Here is a 23,004-nt window from a genome sequence, read left to right as displayed (position 1 = left end):
ATATTGTCGAAGGGATTAAACTTTTTATCACTTTGATTTTTGGGTAAAAAAAGACCACTATCTTCCACGCTAAAGTAAGATAGTGGCAATTCGTCTTATCGAGCTTTAGTCACTATTCAACTAAAGAGTCAGTGTTATCCGCACTGGCTTTTTTGTAATCGTAATGATTATCGATTACCTTCTCTTTAATTATACCTTATAATGTCTCTGAAAAGCAACTTAGCATACTGATTTTTGTAAAATATTTAATACACTATCGGTACAATTTTTGTTATACTATTAAGTATAAGAGGAGGATTGAAATGAATACACACAAACTTATTTATCTTTCAGTTGCAGCTGTTCTGCTTTTAATTTTACTTGCCTTTTCACTACCAAATTCCATACAACTTATGCTAATCGCTGCTTTTCTACTTTTCACATCGTATCTATTACTAGTAAAGAAACAAACTAGTTTACTTTCAATTCCAATATCTACACCAACAAGCGAAACAGGAACAAATATTAATATACTATCTGGAATTTTGGCACTTATAGCGGGAACAATTATTCTAATTGTCGCCTTATATAATTTGCTCTATAATTAATTATATATAGATACAACAAGGAAGATAGCGATTCATCTCCCTCGTTGTATCTGTTCATTTATCAATTGCTATTTTTCCAACATCTTATGCTCCACTAAATAATCATGCGCAACCGTCGCTGGATCTTTTTGCTCCACATTGACCAGGTAATTCATCTCACTCATTTCTTCTTCCGTGATCTTACCAACCAAAGGCTGCAATAGTTCTTTTAATTCTGGATATTTCTCAAGCGTCTCAGCTTTCAGCAATGGTGCTCCTTGATACGGTGGAAATAGTCGTTTATTGTCTTTTAAAATCACCAAATCATACTGCTTCAATTCACTATCTGTCGAATAAGCATCCACCACATTGACATCCCTATTATTGATTGCTTGGTAACGTAATGATGGCTCCATCGACTTCACATCGAAATTCAAATTATACAGTTTTTGTAATCCTTTATAGCCGTCCTCACGATCGATAAATTCTAGCGTAAAACCAGCTTTTAGCTGACTTTCAACTTTTTTCAAATCTTCGATTGTTTTCAATCCATTTTCTTCTGCAAATGATCGTTTAACAGCAACAGCATACGTATTTTCATAACGCATTGGTTCTAGATAATCCATATTTTCTTGTTTTTTGATTTGTTCTCGTGCATATTCGTATACTTCTCTTGGATCATTAGAAGTGTTCTTATTGTCCTTCAAAAAGGTTTCAAGAACGGTTCCAGTAAATTCAGGATAGACATCGATTTCACCAGATTTTAGTGCATTAAATAGGAAACTGGTTTTCCCAAAGTTTGATTTTAGGTTTACGTGGATATCGCTGTTTGCTTCGATCAATTCTTTATACATGTTAATCAAGATATCTGGCTCTGCACCTAATTTTCCTGCTACTGTGATTTCTTTTTGCTCTGCTTCTTGGTGGGTGTAGACAAACGATCCCACTAACAAAGCGAGTAAGACCATAAAGGCTGCTACGATGCGTTTCACTGTGGCTTTTTCCAACAAATGAATCCCAAAGTTAAACAAGACTGCCAAGACAGCGGAGGAAATTGCGCCGATCAAGATTAGATACACGTTGTTTCGGTCGATTCCTAGTAAGATGAACGTTCCAAGGCCTCCCGCACCAATCAAAGCCGCAAGTGTTGCTGTTCCAATGATCATAACGGTTGCTGTGCGAATACCTGAAATAATATAAGGCAAAGCTAACTGCAATTCAAACTTGACTAGTTTTTCTCGCTTGGTCATCCCAAATGCTTCAGCTGCTTCTTCCAATGAAGGATCAATTTCGGTCAAACCTGTATAAGTATTTTGCAAAATCGGAAATAGTGCATAAATCACTAACGCAACAATTGCTGGTGGACTGCCGATACCGATAATCGGGATCAATAACCCTAGCAAAGCAAGTGACGGAATCGTTTGGAAAATCCCAGTGATTTGCAGCACAAATTCAGCCGCTTTTTTATAATTCGTCAGTAGAATCGCAAGCGGGATCGCTAAAAGAATGGCAATCAGTAATGATAGTAACGAGAGTTGAATATGCTCGACAACCGCTTGAATAAAGTCTTCTTTACGAGCAACGAATGTTTCGATCAGTTTTCCCATATTATTGATCACCTTTTTCTATCTTTGTCTCTAAGAAGCGTAAAATCGCGCGATCTGTGATTTCACCGATAGGTCCTTTCTCATCTGCTAGTACAACGGTTTTCCCATCTATAAGTAAACGAATCACTTTAGGTAATGTCGTGTCTAGGTCGACAATTGTTTCGCTGTTGACTTGTCCATCTTCCACAAGCTCTAATGCTAACAAATCAGCTGCACAATAATTTTCTAGATTAGAATGATCTTGTTGGAAAAATTGTGCTACAAAATCGTTAGCGGGATTGCTTCTGATTTGTTCTGGCGTATCTGTTTGTACGATTTTCCCCTCTTTCATGACACAGATTCGATCCCCTAAAAACAATGCCTCATTCATATCATGGGTTACAAAAACAACGGTGCTAGCTAATTCTTTATGCAACTCTTTGATCAATTGTTGTAACTGTCCTTTAGAAATCGGATCTAATGCGCTGAATGGTTCATCCATTAAAATAATATCAGGTTTAGCTGCAATCGCTCGTAAGATGCCGATACGTTGTTGCTCTCCACCAGATAATTCAGCAGGTTTTCGGTGTAGATATTCTTCTGGTGGTAAGCTGACTTTTCTTAGTAATTCTTCGGTTCTTTCCCGTCTTTTCGTTTTGTTCCAGTGCTTCATCTCTGGAATCAATTCGATGTTTTCAGCAACGGTTAAATTTGGGAAAAGCGCAATTTGCTGTAGGACGTAACCAGTCGTTAGGCGTAATTCTTTTAGATTATAATCAATTAGTCTGCGATCATTAAAATAGATATCACCATCCGTTGGTTCGATTAACCGATTGATCATTTTTAAAGTGGTCGTTTTACCACTTCCACTTGGACCTACCAGTACAAAAAATTCACCATCTTCAATTGAGATATCAAAGTCTTCCAAAACTAATTGATCATTGTATTTTTTAGATACGTTTTGAAAATTAATCATCTATTCACCTCATTTTTTCTTGTATGCGTACACTATTTATCTTTAGATAATCTTTCACTATTTTTAAGTATGTTTATAAGTATACTTGAAAACGTTAATTGTATCTAACGACTTGTTTCTATTGTACAGAAAAAAACCTGACAACTGTCTGTCAGGTTTTACCAAAAAAATCTAAAGAAGGAACCTTTACTTTCTACGCTCTTTTAATAAAGAAGAAACATCTTCTCTTATTAAGGATTATTTTGTTGTTTCTATGTAGCCACTACCTTCACTTTTTCAAGTAATTCTTAAAGTTTGCTACACTTATATACAGGCAATGATCATTAATTTTTTTCTACCATATCGCTTTTTCTTTTCCTCTCAAAAATTTTTCTTATGTTGATTGAGATAAACAGGATAAGTAAGCACAGTCCTAGGATAAATAAATATGTTTCCTTTTTTTCGTTTGTCATCGGCAAATCTTCTTTATTTATATTCTCTTGCTGTGTTGTTATTTCATTTTCTGATTTGGCTTGAGATTCTTTTGGCGGTAAAGAATCTCCAAATTTTATCCCTGCTTTAGAGGTACCTTGATTCCCTTCATCTGCTTGTACAACAGATGAAGCATCACTAATTGTTAGCAACAAGATAAAAATTAATCCCACCCATTTCATTCTTGTATTCATCGTTTTCACTCCTAAAGCATGTTACTCAACTTTTTTCTTCTTATTTTTTTTCTGACGAATTTTCATTGCTTTGATCCGCTTTTTTTCTTTTTCGATTCTTTTTTTACGGCGTTTAAAAAACAGAATGAGTGAACTAACACCAAATACAATGAAACAGATACCTAAACCAATCCACAATGTATAATCTCTTGACAACTCAATCGCTTCTTTATTTAATGGTTTTACATCCTTTGCTTTAATTTCAAAATCTTTTTCAAATTTCCACTCATGTTTATGATTATCTTTAGCGGTTATAGAAAGATGGTACGCTCCTGCTTTCAATTCTTGGTCATCCCAATCAACTGTATAATCAAAGTTGGAATTTGGAGCCATACTCATATCACTTTTATTTGTTTCATGTAACACTTCCTGCCCTTTTTTCTTGGAAATTTGAGCATTCACTTCTAATCCACTGATAATGACAGGTTGGGTATTTTGAAGATTCGCTGAAACTGCTGTATGATAATTTTGCAAAGTTGGCGTAATGTCATTTAATTTCAATTCTGGTGTAACCGTATCATCTGTTTCCGTTAGCTTCGTACCGATTACATACGCATACTGATTTTTAATCTGCACGCTTTGATTTTTGTTTTGTTCATCTTCTTTTTGAACCTTTTGAATACGAAATCCACCTAAAATAGTTCCTTGAAAAGGTTCCTTTGGCATTTTTAAATAAAAAACAGCTTTTTTGGTTTCCTTCGGTCCTAACTTATATTCTGTTTCGCCACTTATTAAATCAGTAAATTCATGTTTTAATGAAGAGTCCTTTGTCAGCTCTTTGCTGTAATCAATCACGCCATTTTGGTTTGTAACCGCCGTGTGCGGTATCACTGCTATAGTCGCTGGAACATCTGAACCATTTTTTAGGGTGATGCTGATCTCTTGTTTTTGATCAGGCTTCATCCGTAAATCAAAATAAGTCTGTGACTTATCTATCTGATTTTCTGGAATATTTGCTTCAACCGAAAAGTTCATATCATCAGCAAACACTGTTGTTTGACTGAGAAGCATAACAGCAAAAAAACTTAAGAATAGAAAGACTAAAGAACGTTTTTTCATAATATTCCTCCGATTATAAAGAGAGGGAGGATAAACCCAGTGTTCGTTTTTTCCTCCCGCTAAACCCGAATAAACGGTGTGAAAAGATGCTACCTCTATAAATAATTTGTATCACGCAATCGTAATTTTTTTAGCTAGTAGTCATCGTTACAGCATTTTCTCTTAATTTCTCTTTTTTATTTGTTGCTTATTTTGGTGCGTTTGACAATGTCCAGTTAATTTCAGCTGTATATTCAACATTTGCATCTGCTGAACCTTCTAACACTTTTAATTGGATTTTTTCATTATTACCTTCTTCACCAGTAAAAACATCTAACCATGTTCCACGACCAGCATCTTTTTTAGCTGACATAATGACTTTTGCATCATTGTTGTTAAATACGACATCTTTAGTGAGTGGTTTAGCAGAAACGTTTCCTGAGCGAGTTTTGATTTCGCCATTTTTAAAACTTAATTCTGCACCTTTTAATTGCTTGCCTGCCGTTGTTTTAAACCCTTGTGTTTGAGCTGATAATGCCCAGCCTGCACCTGTTCCTCGTTTATCAGTGACTTGAAAAAAAGGACTCTCATTTGAAGCATTATACACTGTATCACCTGACTCAATATCTTTTTCACCAAATTGAATATTAGAAATATAATCAATTGTTAGCGCCCCTTCATTCCCTGTTCCAGGGTTTTCAGGATCTTCTGAATCAATTGGTAAGGTTGGATCCAATGGTACTTCTGGATCTACTGGATTCACTGGTTTTGTTGGATTATTGTTTGCTTGAAACGTAATATGATTTTTTGATACAGTTCCTTGTGCTGTTGCTGGCGCTTCCGCTGCAAAAGCTGTTAAACCTGTTAGTGAAACGATACTAAATAGTGCTGCTATGCTCAATAATGTTTTGTTTTTCATTGTTTTTTTCTTCCTTTATGATTACTTATTTTGGTGCGTTACTTAAAGTCCAAGTCAGAGTAGCTCCATATTCACCTGCAAAGTTCCCTGCTGGTATCATTAATTGTGTATCCTTTTTATCGTAGCTATCTGCCCAGGTTCCTAGTCCTTTGTCTTTTGCCGCTAACATGATTGTTTGAGGATCTTTATTTACATTTAAGGAAAATGTTTCTGGCGCTACTGAATTATCAATGTTATTTGTTTTGATTTCCCCTTTAGGAATGCTCAATTGCGCTCCTTTTAAAACATGTTTTTCGGTACTACTGAAATCTGAAATAGCTACTTGTAAAGTCCAACCTGCACCTGTTCCTCGTTTATCCGTAACCTGAGCTGTTGGATTTTTCTTTTTCTCTTTATTTGCAGTTAAAATCTTTTCATTAGAAGTCAGTTTGAATGTTCCGAAATCTAGATCTGTTACTGTATCAATTGTTAGAGACCCGGTCTGTCCTGTACCGCCCTCACCTGGATTTTCTGGATCTTCTGGATCAATCGGATTCGTTGACTCACTGTCATCCCCTGGTTCAATTCCAACTTTAATGTGCGAACTTGCCTTTTTTTCTTCGACTTCTACTTCACCTTCTGCAAAGGCAGTAGCAGTTCCTACAACATTTAAACTAATAATTGCTAGTAATGATAGAATACTTAATTTTTTCATTTTTTATCTTCCCTCTCTTTTTAGGTTATGCTTTTGGCGCATCTAGCATAGTCCACGTTAATGTTGAAACGTATTCTCCAGCAAAATTCCCTGCTGGTACTTTTACTGTTAATTTAGACGCATCAAACAACTCTTCCCATGTCCCCATACCTGCTTTTGCTTTGGCATCCATGACAATTTCTGTTGAGGCTTTATCTGTAGCCAATTGAATCTCTCTTGGATCTGGATTTGAGGAGACATTTCCCGCAGTTGTTTTCATTTCTCCAACTGGCAAGGTTAAGACCGCACCTTTCAGTGTTTTTTTATTATCAGTTACATCGGTAAATTGGGAGGATGTGACTTGCAAGGACCACCCTTTCCCTTCACCACGATTATCCGTTACTTGGACGTTAGGGTCGATACTTGTCGTTGTATAGATGGTCTCGCCCCCTTCTAATTGGTGTTCGCCAAACTCTAATGGTGTTACATTATCAATCGTTAATGCACCGATATTTCCAGTAGATCCGTCTGGCTCACTTGGGTCAAGAGGCGTTGTTGGATCTGTCGGATTATCGCCAGGCGTTAACGTCATATGAGCTTGTGATTTTGCCCCTTTTCCGTCCTCTGTTCCTGTCACTTCTTCCCAAGGACCAGTTTCTGCAAAAGCTTGCGCAGCACCTGCAAAAAGACCTGTTATTAACAATAAACTTAAAGTCGTTTTTTTCATTTCGTTTCCTTCTTTCTAAAAAAATATATATATGCAAAACAAGAGCAAAGTAACGCGTTTATCCTTTATTCTTGTATTACAAACAAATGTTAAACACATTGGTTTTATTTAGGAGGGAGCGTCGACCAGCAACCACTCAACATCAGCGTTGTAGGTTCCTTTTTTCATATCTGGATAGACAGTCAGTTGAATACCTTGACCAACTGGGAAAAGATATTCAGATGTTTGCTTGGTGTTATCTTTCCCAGTGTCTCCTTTTCCGACAACAATTGCTTCGCCTTCTATTAACGGCTGTTTCCCTTGTTTACTATTGACAAAACTCAAGCTATCTTCATAGGTTTTTCCATTTCCAGATAATGATTGCGTCATTGTTAAATAAAGATTATATTTACGATTTGAACCTCTCAAATCGCTAACTTCAATTTTATAAGGTTCTTTATTTTGAACTTGCTTAATAGCGCTAGGTATTTTTTCTAAACCAAATTCTATATTTGTCGGCGTTTGTTTAAACGATAGATCTCCAGCATAATAAATATTTAGAGGGATATGATTCGTTTCGCTACCTGTTTCATCTATAGCATAGATCTCTACAGGTGTGGTTTTCCCTGGTTCTAACCCTTTTAAGCGGTAGTCTTTATCTACTAGCCAATCAACTAAACCTGCGCTTATTTTGTCTGACTTACCAATAATTTCATCTCTATCTAAAAATTTCATATGGACATTAAATGAAGTATCGGCATCTAATAAAATCTTTCCATCTAGCTTCAATTTACCATCTTTCGCTTGAACCATTATTTCTTCCGGATGTCCATTGATAGACAATTCTGGCAGCTTATATTTTCTATAATTTAACTGGATCGTCTCTTTTGTATATTTATTTTGATAATCAGAAAGGGAACTTTCAGATGAAACAAATTCATGTTGTTTCACTTTGACATTATCGATATATTCTTTTGTTAAATCGTTTGTTTGTGTGATATAGGTGTCATGCTCTTTTTTCAACAAGACATTTCCTTGTTCATCTTGATAAATGAGCTGCGTTTTACTCTTAAAGTTGATGGGCGTTCTGGTCTCTATTTGAATGGGTTGTTGATTATCTAACGTAAATTGAACTAAATTTTCATTCAGATAGTAGCCTTCTTTGTCTAATTCTGATAACTTGATTTCTTTCTCATAATCAATTTTGTAATCAATACGAAATTGGTAGAGGTGATTATAGAAATCTTCGCTAGTCAATGTGTCTGCTTTAGGTGTAATACGTATAAGCTTTTCTTCTTTTACAATGTCAAACAGGTCACTCTGCTCCTGATCATCCTCATCTGTTATTTTCAGTTGATCAAAATAAAGTAGCTCTTTATTGGATAAGTGAATGACCCATTCCAGTTTACTTTTCCTACCAATAGGAGGTTCGTACGGAATAATTTGATTAAATTGGTTGTATAAATTCGTTTGTTCTTCTATTTTCTCAAATGTTTTCCTTACAGCTTTAGGATCTGGTATATCAACAATGGATTTCGTATTTTGTTTATAATCCAAAGAAGAGTAATCAGTATCATTATTTTCTAAGAAAAAATCTAACTTATTCGTTTTTTTATAAGTCATGGTAAATTCATGTTTGTCATCAAATCCACTTGTGTTAGATTTTAAATACACAACATCTCCAAATTGCCAGTATTTTATATCGGAAGGCTTTGTCGAATAAAGGTTCTTGATTGTTGAGGCGTTTAATCCTAGGTTTTTTGAAACATTTAACCCCACAAAGGTCATATAACCACTAACTTCTATCGGATTTAGCTGTTCATCTACAAATTCATAGCTGATATTATTGCTAATTTTCCCATGTAACACCCAACGTAAAAAAAGATTTTTTTTGATGGTCAATTCGCTGGATAGCCCTATATCTTCAAATGTTTTCATATTACTCTTCACATATAAAGATATCCATTGCCCTTCATAATATCCGACATTTTTAATAAGAATGGTCCCTTTTTCATCAAAATCTACAACAAATCCATCATTATGCTTACTAATCTTGGGATTTCCATCAATTGCGTCTACTTCTATTTTGTTACTGTATAAAAAAGTGAAATAGTTTTCCTTAGGTATATTTTCAACAACGCTTTCCTTCCAGTTAGGAAAATCGGTTAAACTATTAAATTCTTTCGTTGTGATCTCCACCTGTCCGTAATCAAAACTTGATTCATCTGGGTCATTATTGATACCTCTCCAGTTAAGTTGCTTAGCATCAGAAAACATGGCTCCTAACTCTTGTTTACTTGTCCAACCACCCATGTAAGAACCGTAATAAGTATACTCACTTGAAAAAGTGTCATCATACTGAATATTGGTTTTGGCAGGACTGAATATTTTATCTATTTGCTCTTTTTTGAAAGCAACTGTTTTGGCTGTGTTTATCCCTCTAAAATAAGTGTAGCCACTTACTTTCAAGGGTTTGTGATTCTGATCGAAAAATTCATATTGAATATCTAGGTTCGCTTTACCTCCTAAAGTCCATCTCATAAATTGCTCCGAGCCAAAATCCAATGTTGCTGATCCTTTAATTGCTGAGATAGTAACTTTTAAATTGACATCCACTGGTCCATACATCCCTGCATGAGTTAGCATAAATGATTGTTCCCCAGTTTCTCCTTCACTGATTATTACTTTTTTATCCTTGCTCGTAACATTTTTTAACTCTGTCGCTGTAATTTGTTTATTATAGACAAATCGAAAGCTTTGATCTGGTGTTATTTGAAGATTTTTAATATCACTCCAAATAGGTGATCGTATGATGGAAGTGTTTAGCTCAAGACCTTTCGTTATTCCTTCACTCAGATTTTGAACTTGAAGTTTATTTGATTGACTGCCATCCTCAGCATATGCTTGTACTTCTCCTGGCTGAGCCCCTCCTATATTTTGAAGGTATAGATGAATCGGATTCTCTTTATTGCCTTTTGTTAATAACGTAATATTTACGCCTGATGGCTGTTCTTGAATTTTTTCTATTGTGTCCAGATTTTCAAGAATCATCTTTTCCTTATCTACTTTTAAATTCTTAGACAACTGAATATTTACATTCTCTTGTTGTTCTTGCACTGACAAATCAATTAAAAAACTTTGAGAGTTAGACATTTTTTTCTGTGTCAGATGTAGCTTATTATCGCTGGCAAAACTTGTCTGACTCCCGAATAGTAGAGTCGCTATCCCAACTAGAAAAAGGAACACACGACTCATTTTCAAATAATCATTCACTTGGAAGATCCTCCTATTCTAAAATTTTGCTCATTTGATTGCATATCGTTATAAATACCCCTCTCACTGAACACCTTTTCCTCTCTTCTACTTAAAATACGCCACCATTTATTTTCATTTATCGTACTATTTTTTCTTAAATAGCATCCCTGTTTTATTTTTCAAATTATAGATTTTTATGATTCAAGAAATAAATAAAATTGATTATTTTTTATTTTTATTTATAATAACATTTAATAATTTAAAAATAACTACACTTTTTTGGTCTACCCCTAGACCTTTGAAGGGTATATCACAAGGAGTTTTTCAATGTATTCAAAATTACTTCCCAAATCAAAACAAAGCGAATTGATTGTATTATACGCGCTGATTCGCCGACGGTCTTCTCTAAAAAAATTGTCTAAAGATCTAGATATTCCTTCTTCGACAATAAAAAAATACTTAAAAAAAATGAATCAGTCTATTGAACTACACTTTCACATAGCTGATTTTGTCCAAGCTAGTGTTAGCGGGGACTATTACGTTAACCCTGAATTTGAAGCTGAATCCATTACTCTATTTCATCGTTTGAAACTAATTTATCTTAAAGAGTCCGTAGCCTTTTCTTTGTTATTGCTACTGACTACAACATATCGATATTCTGAATACGAAATCCTCGATATGTTGTTTATTTCACATTCTTATTTAAAAAAACTAATTCAAACAATCAATCAACAATTAGCAAAATTTTCAATTCAAATCACCTTATCTGACAAACAACTTTTTTTAACTGGAAATGAGTTATCTGTTAGATTATTTAGTTTTCTTTTATTATCTGATTCTTATCAAAACTTGGAGTGGCCTTTCCAACATATTTCAAAAAAACAAATTAAACAGTCCCTTACAGATGATGTGCTACGTGAGTCAGCTAAAAAATCTGAAACAAAAAAAACGCTCTTTTATTTTTTCATCGCCATTATCACTCTACGCACTCAAAATAACTGTCACTTGCCACCACTTTCAGAAGAAACAGAGCACCTTTTTGAAATGATTTATAAAAGCAAAAACGTTGCTCGGATTTTTAACCACCTTTCTCTTGGAGAGATGAAACCAACCATAAAAAAAAATGAAATTCTTTATTTTAATTTTTTATCAAGTCTCTTTATTCCTGATATTATCGAACCGAATAAAAAAATAGAGCTGGGATACCTCTTTATCCAAAATAACTCTTTTCCTACAAATTTTTCTAAAGTGTTACTTAAACGTCTAAAATATACATTTAAAGGCAACTATACTGGTGACATTCAAGCCACTTTTACTTATTTTTTCACCTTGCTTTGTTTATTTCTCCAATTAGTTAACATACGAGCACCCTATTTTTTAAACTTACAATTTCCACCTTTATCTTACAATCTTAATAGTCGCACTAAGACTATAGTACAAATACAGAATCTGTATAGCGATTTGATTACACAAAAAAAGTTTGTTCACTACTATGAAACATTTTCTCTGGTTTCTACCAAGCATTATTTTTGTAGCTTAATCTATGCATTAGTACAAATGACTAGAACGCCAAATTTGCAAATTTATTTACAATTAACTAAAAATTTTACAGACATTCCTTATGTTACTCAGCAATTATCAATACTTTTCAACCCGGAAATCGTCACAATAACCACGGATATACGAACAGCTAATCTAGTTATTTCTGACACCTTAGAGCCTTCGTCAAATGACCAGCCTGTATTTTTTATAGATTCACTAAGAGATTATGCACAATGGCAATCTTTGGTAGAGATGATTCACCAGCTACTAGTCAAACAATTATTTGATAAGTAACTAATTTACCGAGCAAACCTTATCTTTGTAAACATAAATGACGTGAATAAGCTGCTAGTTGTTTTTCTTTGTACATCTAATAGCAAATCAGGATACTGAAAAGATTGGGCAAAAAAACTGCTAAAGTACAGTTCGGTTACCTCAAATTCTAAGGGCGAAAGTATCAAGATTTTATAGTTAAAAAAATAAGCTGAACTTCTGGAAAATAATTTTCCTAAAGTCCAGCTTATTTCTCATGTCTAACTATTTCTGGTTTAATCGCTCATTTAATGATGCGCTTATTTAAGACCCACTCTTAACTAATTTAATTTGGTACATTCTGCAGCGTCCAAGTCAGCTTCCCTTGATAGGCACCTTTATACGCACCACTTGGAACAGTCAGTTGAACACCTTTTTTCCTAGTAAGTCCTTCTTCTGTTGTTGCTTCTTCTGTATAGGATTCGAATATATCTGCAAATCGGCCTTTGCCTTTACCTTGGGCTGCACTAAAGACTGATCCTGTTGCGCCTTCTTTAGTCACGGTCACCGAATGTCCAATCGCGTCTTTGGTTTCTACTCCACCAGATTTTACTTTTTCAGTTGGAATATACAATTCCCAGCCTTTTAGTTCTTTCCCCTCAGTTGTTTGCAAGGGTGTTGTCATGGCTACTTTCACATTCCACCCCTTGGCAGTTCCGGACATATCTGCCACTTCAATTCCTGAACTATAGCCTTTTGCACCTTCTGAGGGTTCAGGTGTTAATTTATCCAACTTGATTGCTCGCGTTGTTCCGATTGGAACATGTGGGAATTTAAAGTCAGAAACGGCCCGAATCGTAAATTCATCTGTTTGCGGTTCTTTGTCTGAAATTAGCTCTTCTGTCGGGCCCATAAATTGATAAAGGATAGTTTTTCCCTCGTTCATTATGATTACTTCTGGTTTCGGTTTTTTTAATAGATTGTATTCTTGTTTTTTTAATGTTTGAATCGCGCTTGTAATCTGCTCTTCCTTCGTTAAATCAACCGATTCATTTGGTTCCTTGAACATTGTCAACGTTTTATGGATCGCCCGGCCATTTTCATCTTGGAATAGAACGCTTAAAGGCATGAGCTCACTCACATTAATTGTAGGTGCAGCTTCAAATGATGTATCATGAAAAGTCAATTTTTGGCTAGGGTTACTATTCCCTGTATCATTGTTCGTTATCGGTGGATTCACTACTCCTGCTTTTAATGCTGACCCTTCATGGTCTCTTGCAAAGAGTTGAATCTCATCTCCTTTTTTTAACGTTATAGCTTCCAGAGACAGCTCAAAGTTCCCCATTTCATCAACAACTACATTAGATGTATCCAGAGGTTGTCCGTTTAATGTAGCCGTAATTTCTACCGTTCTATCTTCCACATGCCCTTTGATACTTGTGGCTTGATTGTTAATCGCATTACTTTCGACCGTAACAGGCTTTGGAGGTATGATTTGGAATGGTTCGACTGTTTTTGTTAAAATTTGATTATCAAATCCTGGCGTTAGTTCTCCACTTGTTAAGTTTACTTTTGTAATAGTGACTTTATCTCCAACTTCAAAGTATTTCCCTGTATCAATTTCAAAAAGTCCTCCTTGAGGTTTCTCTCCATAAATACTGATACCAGGTTTCGCTTTACTATCCCCTACTGATTTCACTTTTTCATAGACTTCTTTTTCCCCATCTGCTCTCTGTACTTCTACAGTAGCTTCTACTTCATTATCCCAGGCTGGCCGTGTACGGTTAAGTCCTACTGGTACACTCAATCGACCATGAATTTTTTTGTCTGCAGTCGTTGGTACTCTAAGCGTATCTGCAATCGCCCAACGTGCGTTATTACTACTTAATCGAGTATAGTTCGTTAATCCTTGTGTGCCAATCGTATTGGTATTGAAATCACCTGGTCTATTTGTCGTACCAAGCGTATCAAAGTTAGAGCCTTTGAACGCATAATTTAAATCAATAAAATTCAAGTCTGGATCTTGCTCTACTCCAGTTCCTTTCTTCCATAAAGATAAGTCACTCTTAGTAGCTGTTAATGTTGAGCTACTATTCACTGTGAAGATATTCCCACCATTTCCTCGAGTATTCGTAAAGTCCATGAATAATGGTTTATCAAATACAACATCTAAACGATTTGATGTTCTAAAAATCCCTGTATTTGTCGTAGCGGTCTTCCCTCTAGCTTCAAAGTAACCACCATTTGAAGCAGTAATTAAGCCTGGTTGATCATGCATATCAATTGCTGGACCTGAATTAGCAGCAATTCTTACTTCTGAACCTTGTCCAGTTACATTAAATTCATTTCTATCTCCAGTGACATCCGTGGCCTTCGTATAGTGAACCCCTTGATTTCCTTCCGCTGTTCCACCATCATTAGGAGTGCCTTTTCCAGGATTATTTATCGAGAACTTCCCATTATTTTTTACATTCACTTGGTTTCCATGACCAAACAATCTAACCCCAGCAGCACTTCCACCGCTTTTTTCAATGTTCATTTCCGCATTATCAATATTAAATAGATAATGGCCATTTTGACTGCTTCCATAACCACTTCTCATAAATCTTAAGGTTGCATTTGCATTGTTAACATAGCCATCCGTTGGCCCTGACGTAAGGTTTATCTTAGCACCTGAGGATAGATTAAATACGCCATAACTTGACTGCATGACCATTGCACTTGATAAATTAGACTTCAAATTTACTTCTGCCTGATCCTCTACCGTAATAGCTGCACCTGTAGATAGTCTCTCAGCATCAAGATTTCCTAAGTAAATCGTGCCAGCCCCATCTACGAATCTTTGACGATTGCTTTCAGACACAAACGATGTTCCCACTCCAGAAACAGTTAACTGTGGTTGATTTCCAAGCAAGCGGATGCTATCTGTATCGCCAACTTTACTGTTCATTTTTGATCCGCCAGTGACTGATAATTTAGCACCCGTTCCATCCAGTTGAATGGTTGGAGAGGTTAATCCATTCAACTTCACAGTGCTATTCTTTTCTATCATCATATTTGGTGCATTTCCAACCATGTAAATTCCGCCAGCTGCCATCCCCCCAGTTTGTGAGGTACTTTCCTGATTAAATTCACTTTCAGATACAGTAAACTGGGTATTACTTCCTTTCATCCACAAAGAACTTATACCCGAATTTTTTAAAGTAGTCTTACTCCCAGTTGTCACATTAACCATTGGAAGAGTGCCTTCTAAATAAATATTTGATCCAGCGTCCCCTCCATTACGTTGCATATTCAACTCACTAGAATTGGTTACATTAATTGCCGTTTTATGTATAGATAAAGTCCCCTTTCCATACAAGTTGATACTTGATCCTGCCGTGTTGGTATTATGTTGGACATTGATTCTACTATTCTGTGAAACATTAATTTGAGGTGACAATGCAGTAACATCTATTACTTTTTCTCCTGTCCCTTCAAAATCTATTTGACTTCCTCCAGTCGCCTTAATTATTGTATCCTTTCCGTTGCCTACAACAACATTAGGCCCAAGGTTCGTTTTCACATTCAACGTTGACTTATTGGTAGCACTAACGCTTGTACTATATATTTCTCCTGGAAGATTGATCCCCATACGACTACCTGTTCCAGAAATAGATACTTTACTGTTGCCACTCACAAATAAACCACTGGAATCGATAGGATTAGTATCAAAGTCTACAACAGGCACTGAAGTTGACGTATCTGATGCTAAAGCATTGACTTCTAAAGAGGAGTCAGTTTTTACGTTGATATATCTCAGCCCTCTTAGAGGTGATTGAGGGGTGCCACTTTGTTTTGTATTGATAATCATCTTTGAATTTTCTGTGATGTTCAAATCGTATGACAATGCGTTAATGCCTTCATTTTTTTTTATTATTGTGATGTCAGGCTGCTCTATATAAACTTCTGCACCACCTTTAAGTGTCATACTTGTCATTGCAAATAAATAGGATTTAGCACTGGTAGACTTAAATTCATTCTTTCCACCAGTAAAAACAACATGTGAAGAACCTAAATCAGTGATATTTCCCTTGTTGTTTGCTGTCTCACTTACATTTTCCATTTCCATATAGCTTTTAGAAAAAGAAGAAGAATAAGAAGGATACTTAAACATTGCCCCGTTAGAATTAGAACCTAGTTTCATATTTTCCAACCTAAAGGTATGCTTCCCGTAACCTACCTCCCAAGAAGCGCTTCCTGTCATTTGCAAAGCAAAACCATTTCCTCTAATAACCAGATCTCTACTTATGGCTTTAGGTCTAACAGTGTAATCCATAGTTATATTATTTAGCATTTCGATTTGTGACACCTTATCATTGTTTATCGCATCTCTCATTGCCTCTCTAGTAGAAACTTGCCTAGTTTCACCTTCAAATGTTGCTCTACTTGTTCCTGTGCTTCTATGTACTTGTGTCTGCTGCTCAGGTTCATTTTCAGCTTTGATACTTGTATTATTCAAATAAAAATAACCTATCATCGCTATTCCTACAAGGAAGACACTTAAAATTCGAAAAAATTTTTTCATTAATTTTGCACATCCTTCTTTCTTTTAACTATTTAGTGGAGAGATAGAAGAAATCCAGTATTCTCTCATACGACTTTTTAGAAACGTTTCTTATTTTTAACCATCTCAACTTCTGTAAGTCAAGATATCATTATTCATGATACCTTGATTTCTAAATATAAAAAACAACAAGTAAGCGCTTTCCAGAAACATATAAGTATGTGATCTCTAACATTTTTATGTAATTATAGCTTTAGCATTTTTTTCACCTACAATCTCCCCAAAAAGGCCATTGACTGAATATATTTGTTCTTTACACCCAAAATAAGGGAGAACATCACTAGTGATATTCTCCCTTATTTTTAATGTAATCAATTTTATTTATAAAGATTAACTGAAAAATAGTCCAGACAATCTTTGATGTTTACTATTTAGCCAAACGATAAATCGCATCCGCGTAAATTGCTGTTGCACGGAATAAATCATCCAATGCCATAAACTCATTCGCTTGATGCATAGTATCCGTATAGCCTGGGAACATCGCACCATATGCGACACCACGTTTTAGTAAACGTCCGTAAGTTCCGCCACCAATGATTTGTTCATGGCCTTTTTGACCAGTATGATCTTCGTAAACCTGTAATAATGTTTCAACCAATGGATCATCCGCCGGCACATAATGTGGTTCTTGGTTGCGTCCACCTTGTGTGGCAGTTACATTTTCTCCCACTGTTTTTTGCACTTTTTCTTGTAATTCTTCGGCTGAAGTTCCTTTTGGATAGCGGAAGTTTAATGTCACTAAGCTATTTTCTGGATTGGCAGGATCAAAATTAACAATACCAGCATTCATTGTTAACTTGCCCATTTTTTCATCTTCGAATGCAGTTCCTAATTTTTCACCGTAGAAATCTTCGTGAACGAATTCTGCTAATGTATTGATGAAGCTATATGCCCCTTCAGCAAAGCTGTAATTATTTAAGAAAGTTGCTAAGAATGTAGCAGCATTAATTCCTGATTGCGGACTAGCACCATGTGCGCCTTTCCCAACAACATGGAATGTAACTGTTTGATCTGAAAGTTCCGCATGTCCTGAAATTTTTTGTTCTTCTTTAATAAATGTTTCAAATGATGCTGTTAAAGATGCTGCATCATCTGCTGAAGCAGCTGTTACGATTGCCGTTGCAGTTCCAGGAACCATATTTTCACGTAAACCAGATTTAAAGCTAATCAATTGATAGTCCACGCCGTTTCCACCTTTGAAAGTCAAGCGGATTGTTACGTTTCCTTTTTCACCATTGATGATTGGAAATTCTGCATCTGGTGAGAAGCCAAAGTCAGGTTTTTCTTCGTGTTTGAAGTAATAATCCATATCTCCCCAGCCGCTTTCTTCGTCACTACCAACAACAAAGCGAACTTTTTTAGATAATGGTACTCCTAAATCTTTGATGATTCTTAATGCATAATAAGCGGCCATACTTGGGCCTTTATCATCACTTGAACCACGTGCAAAGATTTTACCATCCTTGATGACAGGTTCATACGGATCTGTATCCCAACCGTCACCAGCAGGTACTACGTCCATATGCCCGAAAATCCCTAAGGTTTCATCACCTTCACCATATTCGATATGTCCAGCATAGTTATCCACATTTTTCACGACAAAACCATCACGTTCGCCATACGCTAACATATGTTTTAAGCCCGCTACAGGTCCTGGTCCAAAGGGTGCATCTGATGTTACTTTTGAGTCATCACGCTCACTATTGATACGTAATAAATTTTGTAAATCTTCTAATAGCGCATCTTTACGTGCGTCTACTTCTTTTTGCCAATCAATTGTCATTTTTTAGTCACTCCAATTCATTATTCTACCTTCCCATCATACCACTAACTGACTTAAAAGAAAAAGGCAGGAACAGTTTTTTCCGTAATATTTTGCGCTTCAATCAAAACAGATTTATACTGAAGCTAAATCACTAAAGGAGGTGCCTTAGTTGGAAGAACTCTCACAAGAATTCCTGACTACTGTAATCCAACCTCGTCCGCACCATTCTCATAAAGGAACCTTCGGACGCTCTGTTTTAATTGGTGGAAATGAGACTTATGGCGGGGCAATCATCATGAGTGCAGAAGCTTGTCTCAAATCAGGGTCTGGTTTAACTTCTGTCATTACGGCAGAGAAAAATCATGCAGCTCTCCATGCTCGTTTACCTGAGGCGATGGTGTTGGATTGGGTACTCACGCAAGAATTCAATGATTTGGTCGATACAGCGGATGTGCTTTTGATTGGACCTGGGTTGGGTTTGTCTGCTCACAGTGAGCAGCTTTTAGAAACAGTTTTACAGAGGCAAAAACCTGAACAATGGCTCGTGCTCGACGGTTCTGCTATTACTTTGTTTGCTCAAAATCATTACGCTTTACCTTACCCAGAACAAGTTGTTTTCACACCTCATCAAATGGAATGGACACGATTGAGCGGACTAAAGATCGGCGAACAAACCTTTGAGAATAATCAAGCGATGCAAAAACAATTGGGCGCAACGATTATTTTAAAAAGTCATCGAACAGAGCTTTATATGCAAAATGTCCAATACAAGAATCCATTAGGAACTCCTGCTATGGCAACAGGCGGCATGGGTGATACTTTAGCAGGAATGATTACTGGTTTTTTGGCTCAATTTAAAGACAAAGAAGGGGCCATTTGCGCGGCTGTTTATCTTCATAGCTTGATTGGAGAAGAATTAGGGAAAGAAAACTACGTTGTATTGCCGACGGAAATCAGTAAAAACCTGCCCCACTATATGAAACGATTTGAGCGTTTAAAGAATAAAACAGAGGAAAAATGATACTCATTTTTCCTCTGTTTTATTCGCTAGAAATCCTGTCTGTAAAATGGCCATATAAATTTCAGCTCGTTCAGCCAAAAACTGCATTTGCTTGACTTCCGTTACTTCTGGGTGGGTCTTTAAAAATTGTAGACTTTCCACAGAAATTTGATTAAATACACTTAATACCAACTGAACGACATCTTGTTTTGCAATTTTCTTTTTAATCGGTAGCTGTTCAATGAGCCCCGTCAAAAGTTGTTGTGCGATCGCCCTATTTTCATCCATATACTGTGATAATTTTGCTTGGATTTCTGTCGGTAAATGTTGTTTTTGTGCATAAGCTGTGATCAATAAACGAATTTGGTCTGGATATTCTTGCTCTAACTTTATTTTATGCCGAGTTGCTACAATCACTACGTCTACTAAGTCTGTATACTTCTTTGTGAATAACTCTTTGGACTGCTCACTTAAAAAGTCGATCACTTCGCTGATTGTCTGTTCATACAGCACTTGTTTTTTGCCAAAATAATGAAAAATCAAGCCTTTAGACACATCCGCCTCTTTTGCTATTTCATCTGTGTTGGCTTTTTGATAGCCATATTTTGAAAAATGTTTTAAAGCCGCCGCTAGAATCCGATCATATTTTTGTTGATCGCTGTTGATTTCTTTCACTAGACTTTCAAATCCTTCCGTTGGTAAACCATGTATGTTCCACCTAGGAATAAAATAATTAAAATACTCAATAACGCTACATTTGCTGCCGATAAACCTTTGTCCAATAAATTACTTGGAATCCCCATATGGGTTGGAGAAATCGTCTTTGCCCAACTAAATGAATCATTCAAATCAGAAAAAATCCCGATCAAATAAAAACCGAAAACAATCCCTAAGGAGACACTTGTACTTTGCTTGCTTGATTTTAAAAATGTTGAAACAAAAAAACCAAGTGTTAAAAAGAACAACAAAATCAAACTTTCTTGTGTAAATATTTTACTGATTTCTCTAACTATCGTCTGAACAGAATCGGTTGATTGACGATATACTAAGGTAGAACCTACAGATATACCAAATGAAATCAGCCAGAAGATAAGCAAGATAAGCAAGTTCGCTACAAATTTGCTCGTTACAATTTCTCTACGTGTCACAGGTTGAGCATATAAAAATTCAATGGTACCGTCAGTCTCTTCTTTGATCAACGCTTGGCTGCCTAGCATCATCGCGTAAATCAATGCGGCTAGAAACATATATTGAAAATAATAAGCAAAGAAACCTGTAGAAACTAAAAAGCTTGCTTGGCCATCCACACTGATATTAAAGGTTTTTAAAAGCGCAGGAGATAGACCATTCAGTTTTGCTCCTAAAAGCTCTTCCATAGCAGAGCTATGCATTTGGGGATAAACCGCGCTGAAGCCAAAAATAATCACCGCAAATAATATTGACCAGATGATCAATCCCTTAATAAGTCCTTTAGTTTCTATTTTAGCAGTGATCATTTCACCGCACCCCCTTCATACAAAGCCATAAACTGATCTTCCAATTCTGGATTCGTGATCGTAAAATCTTGGATCGACGCATCAGCTAATAATGGCAACACTTCCTGCAAGTTCCCTTCGTAAAATAAACGTGTTTCATTGCCTTGATGTTTTAAAATGGCAGCCCCAATTTTTTCAAACAACGATAATGGAATATGGTCTCCAATCAAGGTGATTACTTTGCCTAGAGATTTTTCTTTAGTAATATCTTGTACCGTAATAATTTTTCCTTCACGAATAAAAGCTGCCCGATGTGCATGTTGTTGAACTTCATTTAAATCATGGCTGGATAGAAAAATAGTCATGCCTTTTTGATTGTACTTCTCTAACTCTTCAAATAAACGATGTTGCATCAATGGATCTAATCCATTCGTCGGTTCATCCAATATCAATAATTCTGGATTCGGTAAAATGCCTGCTGTGATTGCGATTTTCTTTTTATTTCCTAATGATAATTCAGACATTTTTTTCTTAGCATCGATATCGAATAGTTCTATGAAATAATCAATTTGCTGTTTGCTATTTTTCAGTTGATGGAACTCTGCTACGTATTTTAATACTTCCATTGTCGTCATATTTGGATAAAAACGAACATCACTGGAGACATATCCTGTTCGCTTGCGAATTTCTTTCGCATCTTTGATACTATCCAAACCAAGCAGCATAGCCTTTCCTTGATCTGGATAGATAAAATTCAGCATCGCTTTGATCGTGGTAGATTTCCCAGCTCCATTTGGACCAATAAAACCGTAGATTTCTCCTTTTTCTACAGATAAATCGACTTGATCGATAGCTGGCTGTTTTTTATATAATTTAGTCAATCCTTTAAGTTCAACAGCATTCATTTTATTATTCCTCCTTATTGACTAGTTAGTCAATTGAAGTATATACCTGTATTGACTAACTAGTCAAAGAAAATACAAGCAAATGTGATTGCCTTAAAGTAAAGCAATCACATTTGCTTGTATTTTGTCTAACTTCTATCTATTCATTTTTAAGCCTTCAATTTCTTTTTCGGTCAACGCTCTGTATTCTCCAAGCTCCAATTCTTCATCCAACCATAAATTTCCCATCCTCAATCGTTTCAGATAGATAACTTTTTTATCTACAGCTTCAAACATCCGTTTTACTTGATGAAATTTTCCTTCTTGAATGATCAGACGAATTTCTGACTGTTCCTCTTCCTCATTTATAGCGTCAATCATTAGCTCACTTGATTTGACCAACTCTTTGTTGGTCAATGCAAATCCAGCCGCAAACTGTAAAATATCTTGATCTGTTACAATCCCTTGAACCGTGGCAACGTATTCTTTATCTACATGCTTTTTAGGTGATAATAATTGATGTGCTAATTGACCATCGTTTGTCAACAATAATAGGCCCTCTGTATCTTTATCCAGGCGACCGACTGGAAACAAATCTTCCCGATAATCCTCATCACGTAATAAATCTACCACTGTCTGATCCCATTTATCCTCGGTCGCTGAGATTACCCCTTGCGGCTTATGTAGCATGTAGTAATAATATTTTTGATACGTTAGTTCTTCTCCTGCAAACTTAACGATATCTTTCTTTTCATCAATCTGAATTTTACCATCTTTGACGACTTGATCATTTACAGTGACTAGTTTTTTTTTCAATAATTGTTTGGCTTCTTTACGACTACCCATACCTGTTTCTGCAAGAAATTTATCTAAACGCATATGATCTCTCTCCTTAAATTTTAGGTAACAACATTCACTGTGCTTCAAAGCAAATTGAGGCTGAGACATAACTCTTTGAGTTACATCTCAGCCTCAAGAAATCCGAATAAACGATGGGAGCAAAAGCACTCCCTTCGGAAATAAGCTGACATTACTGTAAAACACAACGAGGAATGAG

At 35.9% G+C, this 23,004-nt stretch carries 17 protein-coding genes; 3 read left to right on the top strand and 14 right to left on the bottom strand.

Features of this window, described 5'->3' with window-relative positions:
• Positions 1-302 precede the first annotated feature (302 nt).
• Positions 303-587, top strand: coding sequence for a hypothetical protein (locus tag I580_RS13820; RefSeq protein WP_010772134.1), 285 nt, complete (start codon positions 303-305; stop codon positions 585-587).
• Positions 588-655: 68 nt separating this feature from the next.
• On the opposite strand, the gene I580_RS13815 is transcribed toward I580_RS13820, so the two are convergent.
• From I580_RS13815 to I580_RS13780, 8 genes are all read right to left on the bottom strand, one after another.
• Positions 656-2,173 carry an ABC transporter permease/substrate-binding protein gene (locus tag I580_RS13815; RefSeq protein WP_010772133.1) on the bottom strand — a complete coding sequence of 506 codons (1,518 nt, stop codon included), beginning with the start codon at positions 2,171-2,173 and terminating at the stop codon, positions 656-658.
• Position 2,174: 1 nt separating this feature from the next.
• Entirely contained in the window at positions 2,175-3,128 is a 954-nt protein-coding gene (locus tag I580_RS13810) for an ABC transporter ATP-binding protein (protein ID WP_010772132.1), read from the bottom strand.
• Between the two features lie 323 nt (positions 3,129-3,451).
• Positions 3,452-3,793 (bottom strand): EF2685/EF0750 family sortase-dependent surface protein, encoded by a 342-nt coding sequence (locus I580_RS13805; RefSeq protein WP_010772131.1) that lies wholly within the window; start codon positions 3,791-3,793, stop codon positions 3,452-3,454.
• A 21-nt stretch (positions 3,794-3,814) separates the two neighbouring features.
• The gene (locus I580_RS13800) at positions 3,815-4,891 is read right to left on the bottom strand and encodes a WxLIP family cell surface protein (RefSeq protein WP_010772130.1); all 1,077 of its coding nucleotides are present in this window, start codon (positions 4,889-4,891) and stop codon (positions 3,815-3,817) included.
• Between the two features lie 187 nt (positions 4,892-5,078).
• On the bottom strand, positions 5,079-5,789 hold the full coding sequence (locus I580_RS13795; protein ID WP_010772129.1) for a WxL domain-containing protein: 711 nt from the start codon (positions 5,787-5,789) through the stop codon (positions 5,079-5,081).
• Between the two features lie 25 nt (positions 5,790-5,814).
• Positions 5,815-6,483, bottom strand: coding sequence for a WxL domain-containing protein (locus tag I580_RS13790; RefSeq protein WP_010772128.1), 669 nt, complete (start codon positions 6,481-6,483; stop codon positions 5,815-5,817).
• 25 nt (positions 6,484-6,508) lie between these two features.
• Entirely contained in the window at positions 6,509-7,189 is a 681-nt protein-coding gene (locus I580_RS13785) for a WxL domain-containing protein (protein ID WP_010772127.1), read from the bottom strand.
• Between the two features lie 108 nt (positions 7,190-7,297).
• Positions 7,298-10,441 (bottom strand): hypothetical protein, encoded by a 3,144-nt coding sequence (locus I580_RS13780; protein ID WP_010772126.1) that lies wholly within the window; start codon positions 10,439-10,441, stop codon positions 7,298-7,300.
• Positions 10,442-10,750: 309 nt separating this feature from the next.
• Between I580_RS13780 and I580_RS13775 the strand changes: the two genes are divergently transcribed.
• Positions 10,751-12,259 (top strand): helix-turn-helix domain-containing protein, encoded by a 1,509-nt coding sequence (locus I580_RS13775; protein ID WP_010772125.1) that lies wholly within the window; start codon positions 10,751-10,753, stop codon positions 12,257-12,259.
• Positions 12,260-12,563: 304 nt separating this feature from the next.
• Here the strand turns inward: I580_RS13775 and I580_RS13770 are convergent, their stop codons facing one another.
• Entirely contained in the window at positions 12,564-16,784 is a 4,221-nt protein-coding gene (locus I580_RS13770; RefSeq protein ID WP_010772124.1) for a WxL domain-containing protein, read from the bottom strand.
• 406 nt (positions 16,785-17,190) lie between these two features.
• Positions 17,191-18,606: a dipeptidase PepV gene (pepV, locus tag I580_RS13765; protein WP_010772123.1), complete on the bottom strand. Its 1,416-nt coding sequence runs from the start codon at positions 18,604-18,606 to the stop codon at positions 17,191-17,193.
• 151 nt (positions 18,607-18,757) lie between these two features.
• Between pepV and I580_RS13760 the strand changes: the two genes are divergently transcribed.
• The gene (locus tag I580_RS13760; protein ID WP_010772122.1) at positions 18,758-19,609 is read left to right on the top strand and encodes an NAD(P)H-hydrate dehydratase; all 852 of its coding nucleotides are present in this window, start codon (positions 18,758-18,760) and stop codon (positions 19,607-19,609) included.
• Positions 19,610-19,612: 3 nt separating this feature from the next.
• Here the strand turns inward: I580_RS13760 and I580_RS13755 are convergent, their stop codons facing one another.
• The 4 genes from I580_RS13755 to I580_RS13740 form a co-directional block, all read right to left on the bottom strand.
• A complete protein-coding gene (locus tag I580_RS13755; protein WP_010772121.1) occupies positions 19,613-20,263 on the bottom strand; it encodes a TetR/AcrR family transcriptional regulator in 651 nt (216 codons plus the stop codon).
• A complete protein-coding gene (locus I580_RS13750; protein WP_010772120.1) occupies positions 20,263-21,084 on the bottom strand; it encodes an ABC transporter permease subunit in 822 nt (273 codons plus the stop codon). The genes I580_RS13755 and I580_RS13750 overlap by 1 nt, the downstream gene beginning before the upstream one ends.
• The gene (locus tag I580_RS13745) at positions 21,081-21,968 is read right to left on the bottom strand and encodes an ABC transporter ATP-binding protein (protein ID WP_010772119.1); all 888 of its coding nucleotides are present in this window, start codon (positions 21,966-21,968) and stop codon (positions 21,081-21,083) included. Before I580_RS13745 ends, I580_RS13750 begins: the two co-directional genes overlap by 4 nt.
• Positions 21,969-22,103: 135 nt before the next feature.
• Positions 22,104-22,826, bottom strand: a complete 723-nt coding sequence (locus I580_RS13740) for a pseudouridine synthase (RefSeq protein WP_010772118.1) — start codon at positions 22,824-22,826, stop codon at positions 22,104-22,106.
• Positions 22,827-23,004: the final 178 nt, after the last annotated feature.

This window comes from Enterococcus caccae ATCC BAA-1240, from assembly GCF_000407145.1.
Taxonomy (GTDB): Bacteria; Bacillota; Bacilli; order Lactobacillales; family Enterococcaceae; genus Enterococcus_L; species Enterococcus_L caccae.
The sequence above is the reverse complement of the archived record's forward strand: the minus strand, read 5'-3'. Positions and strand labels throughout refer to the sequence as shown.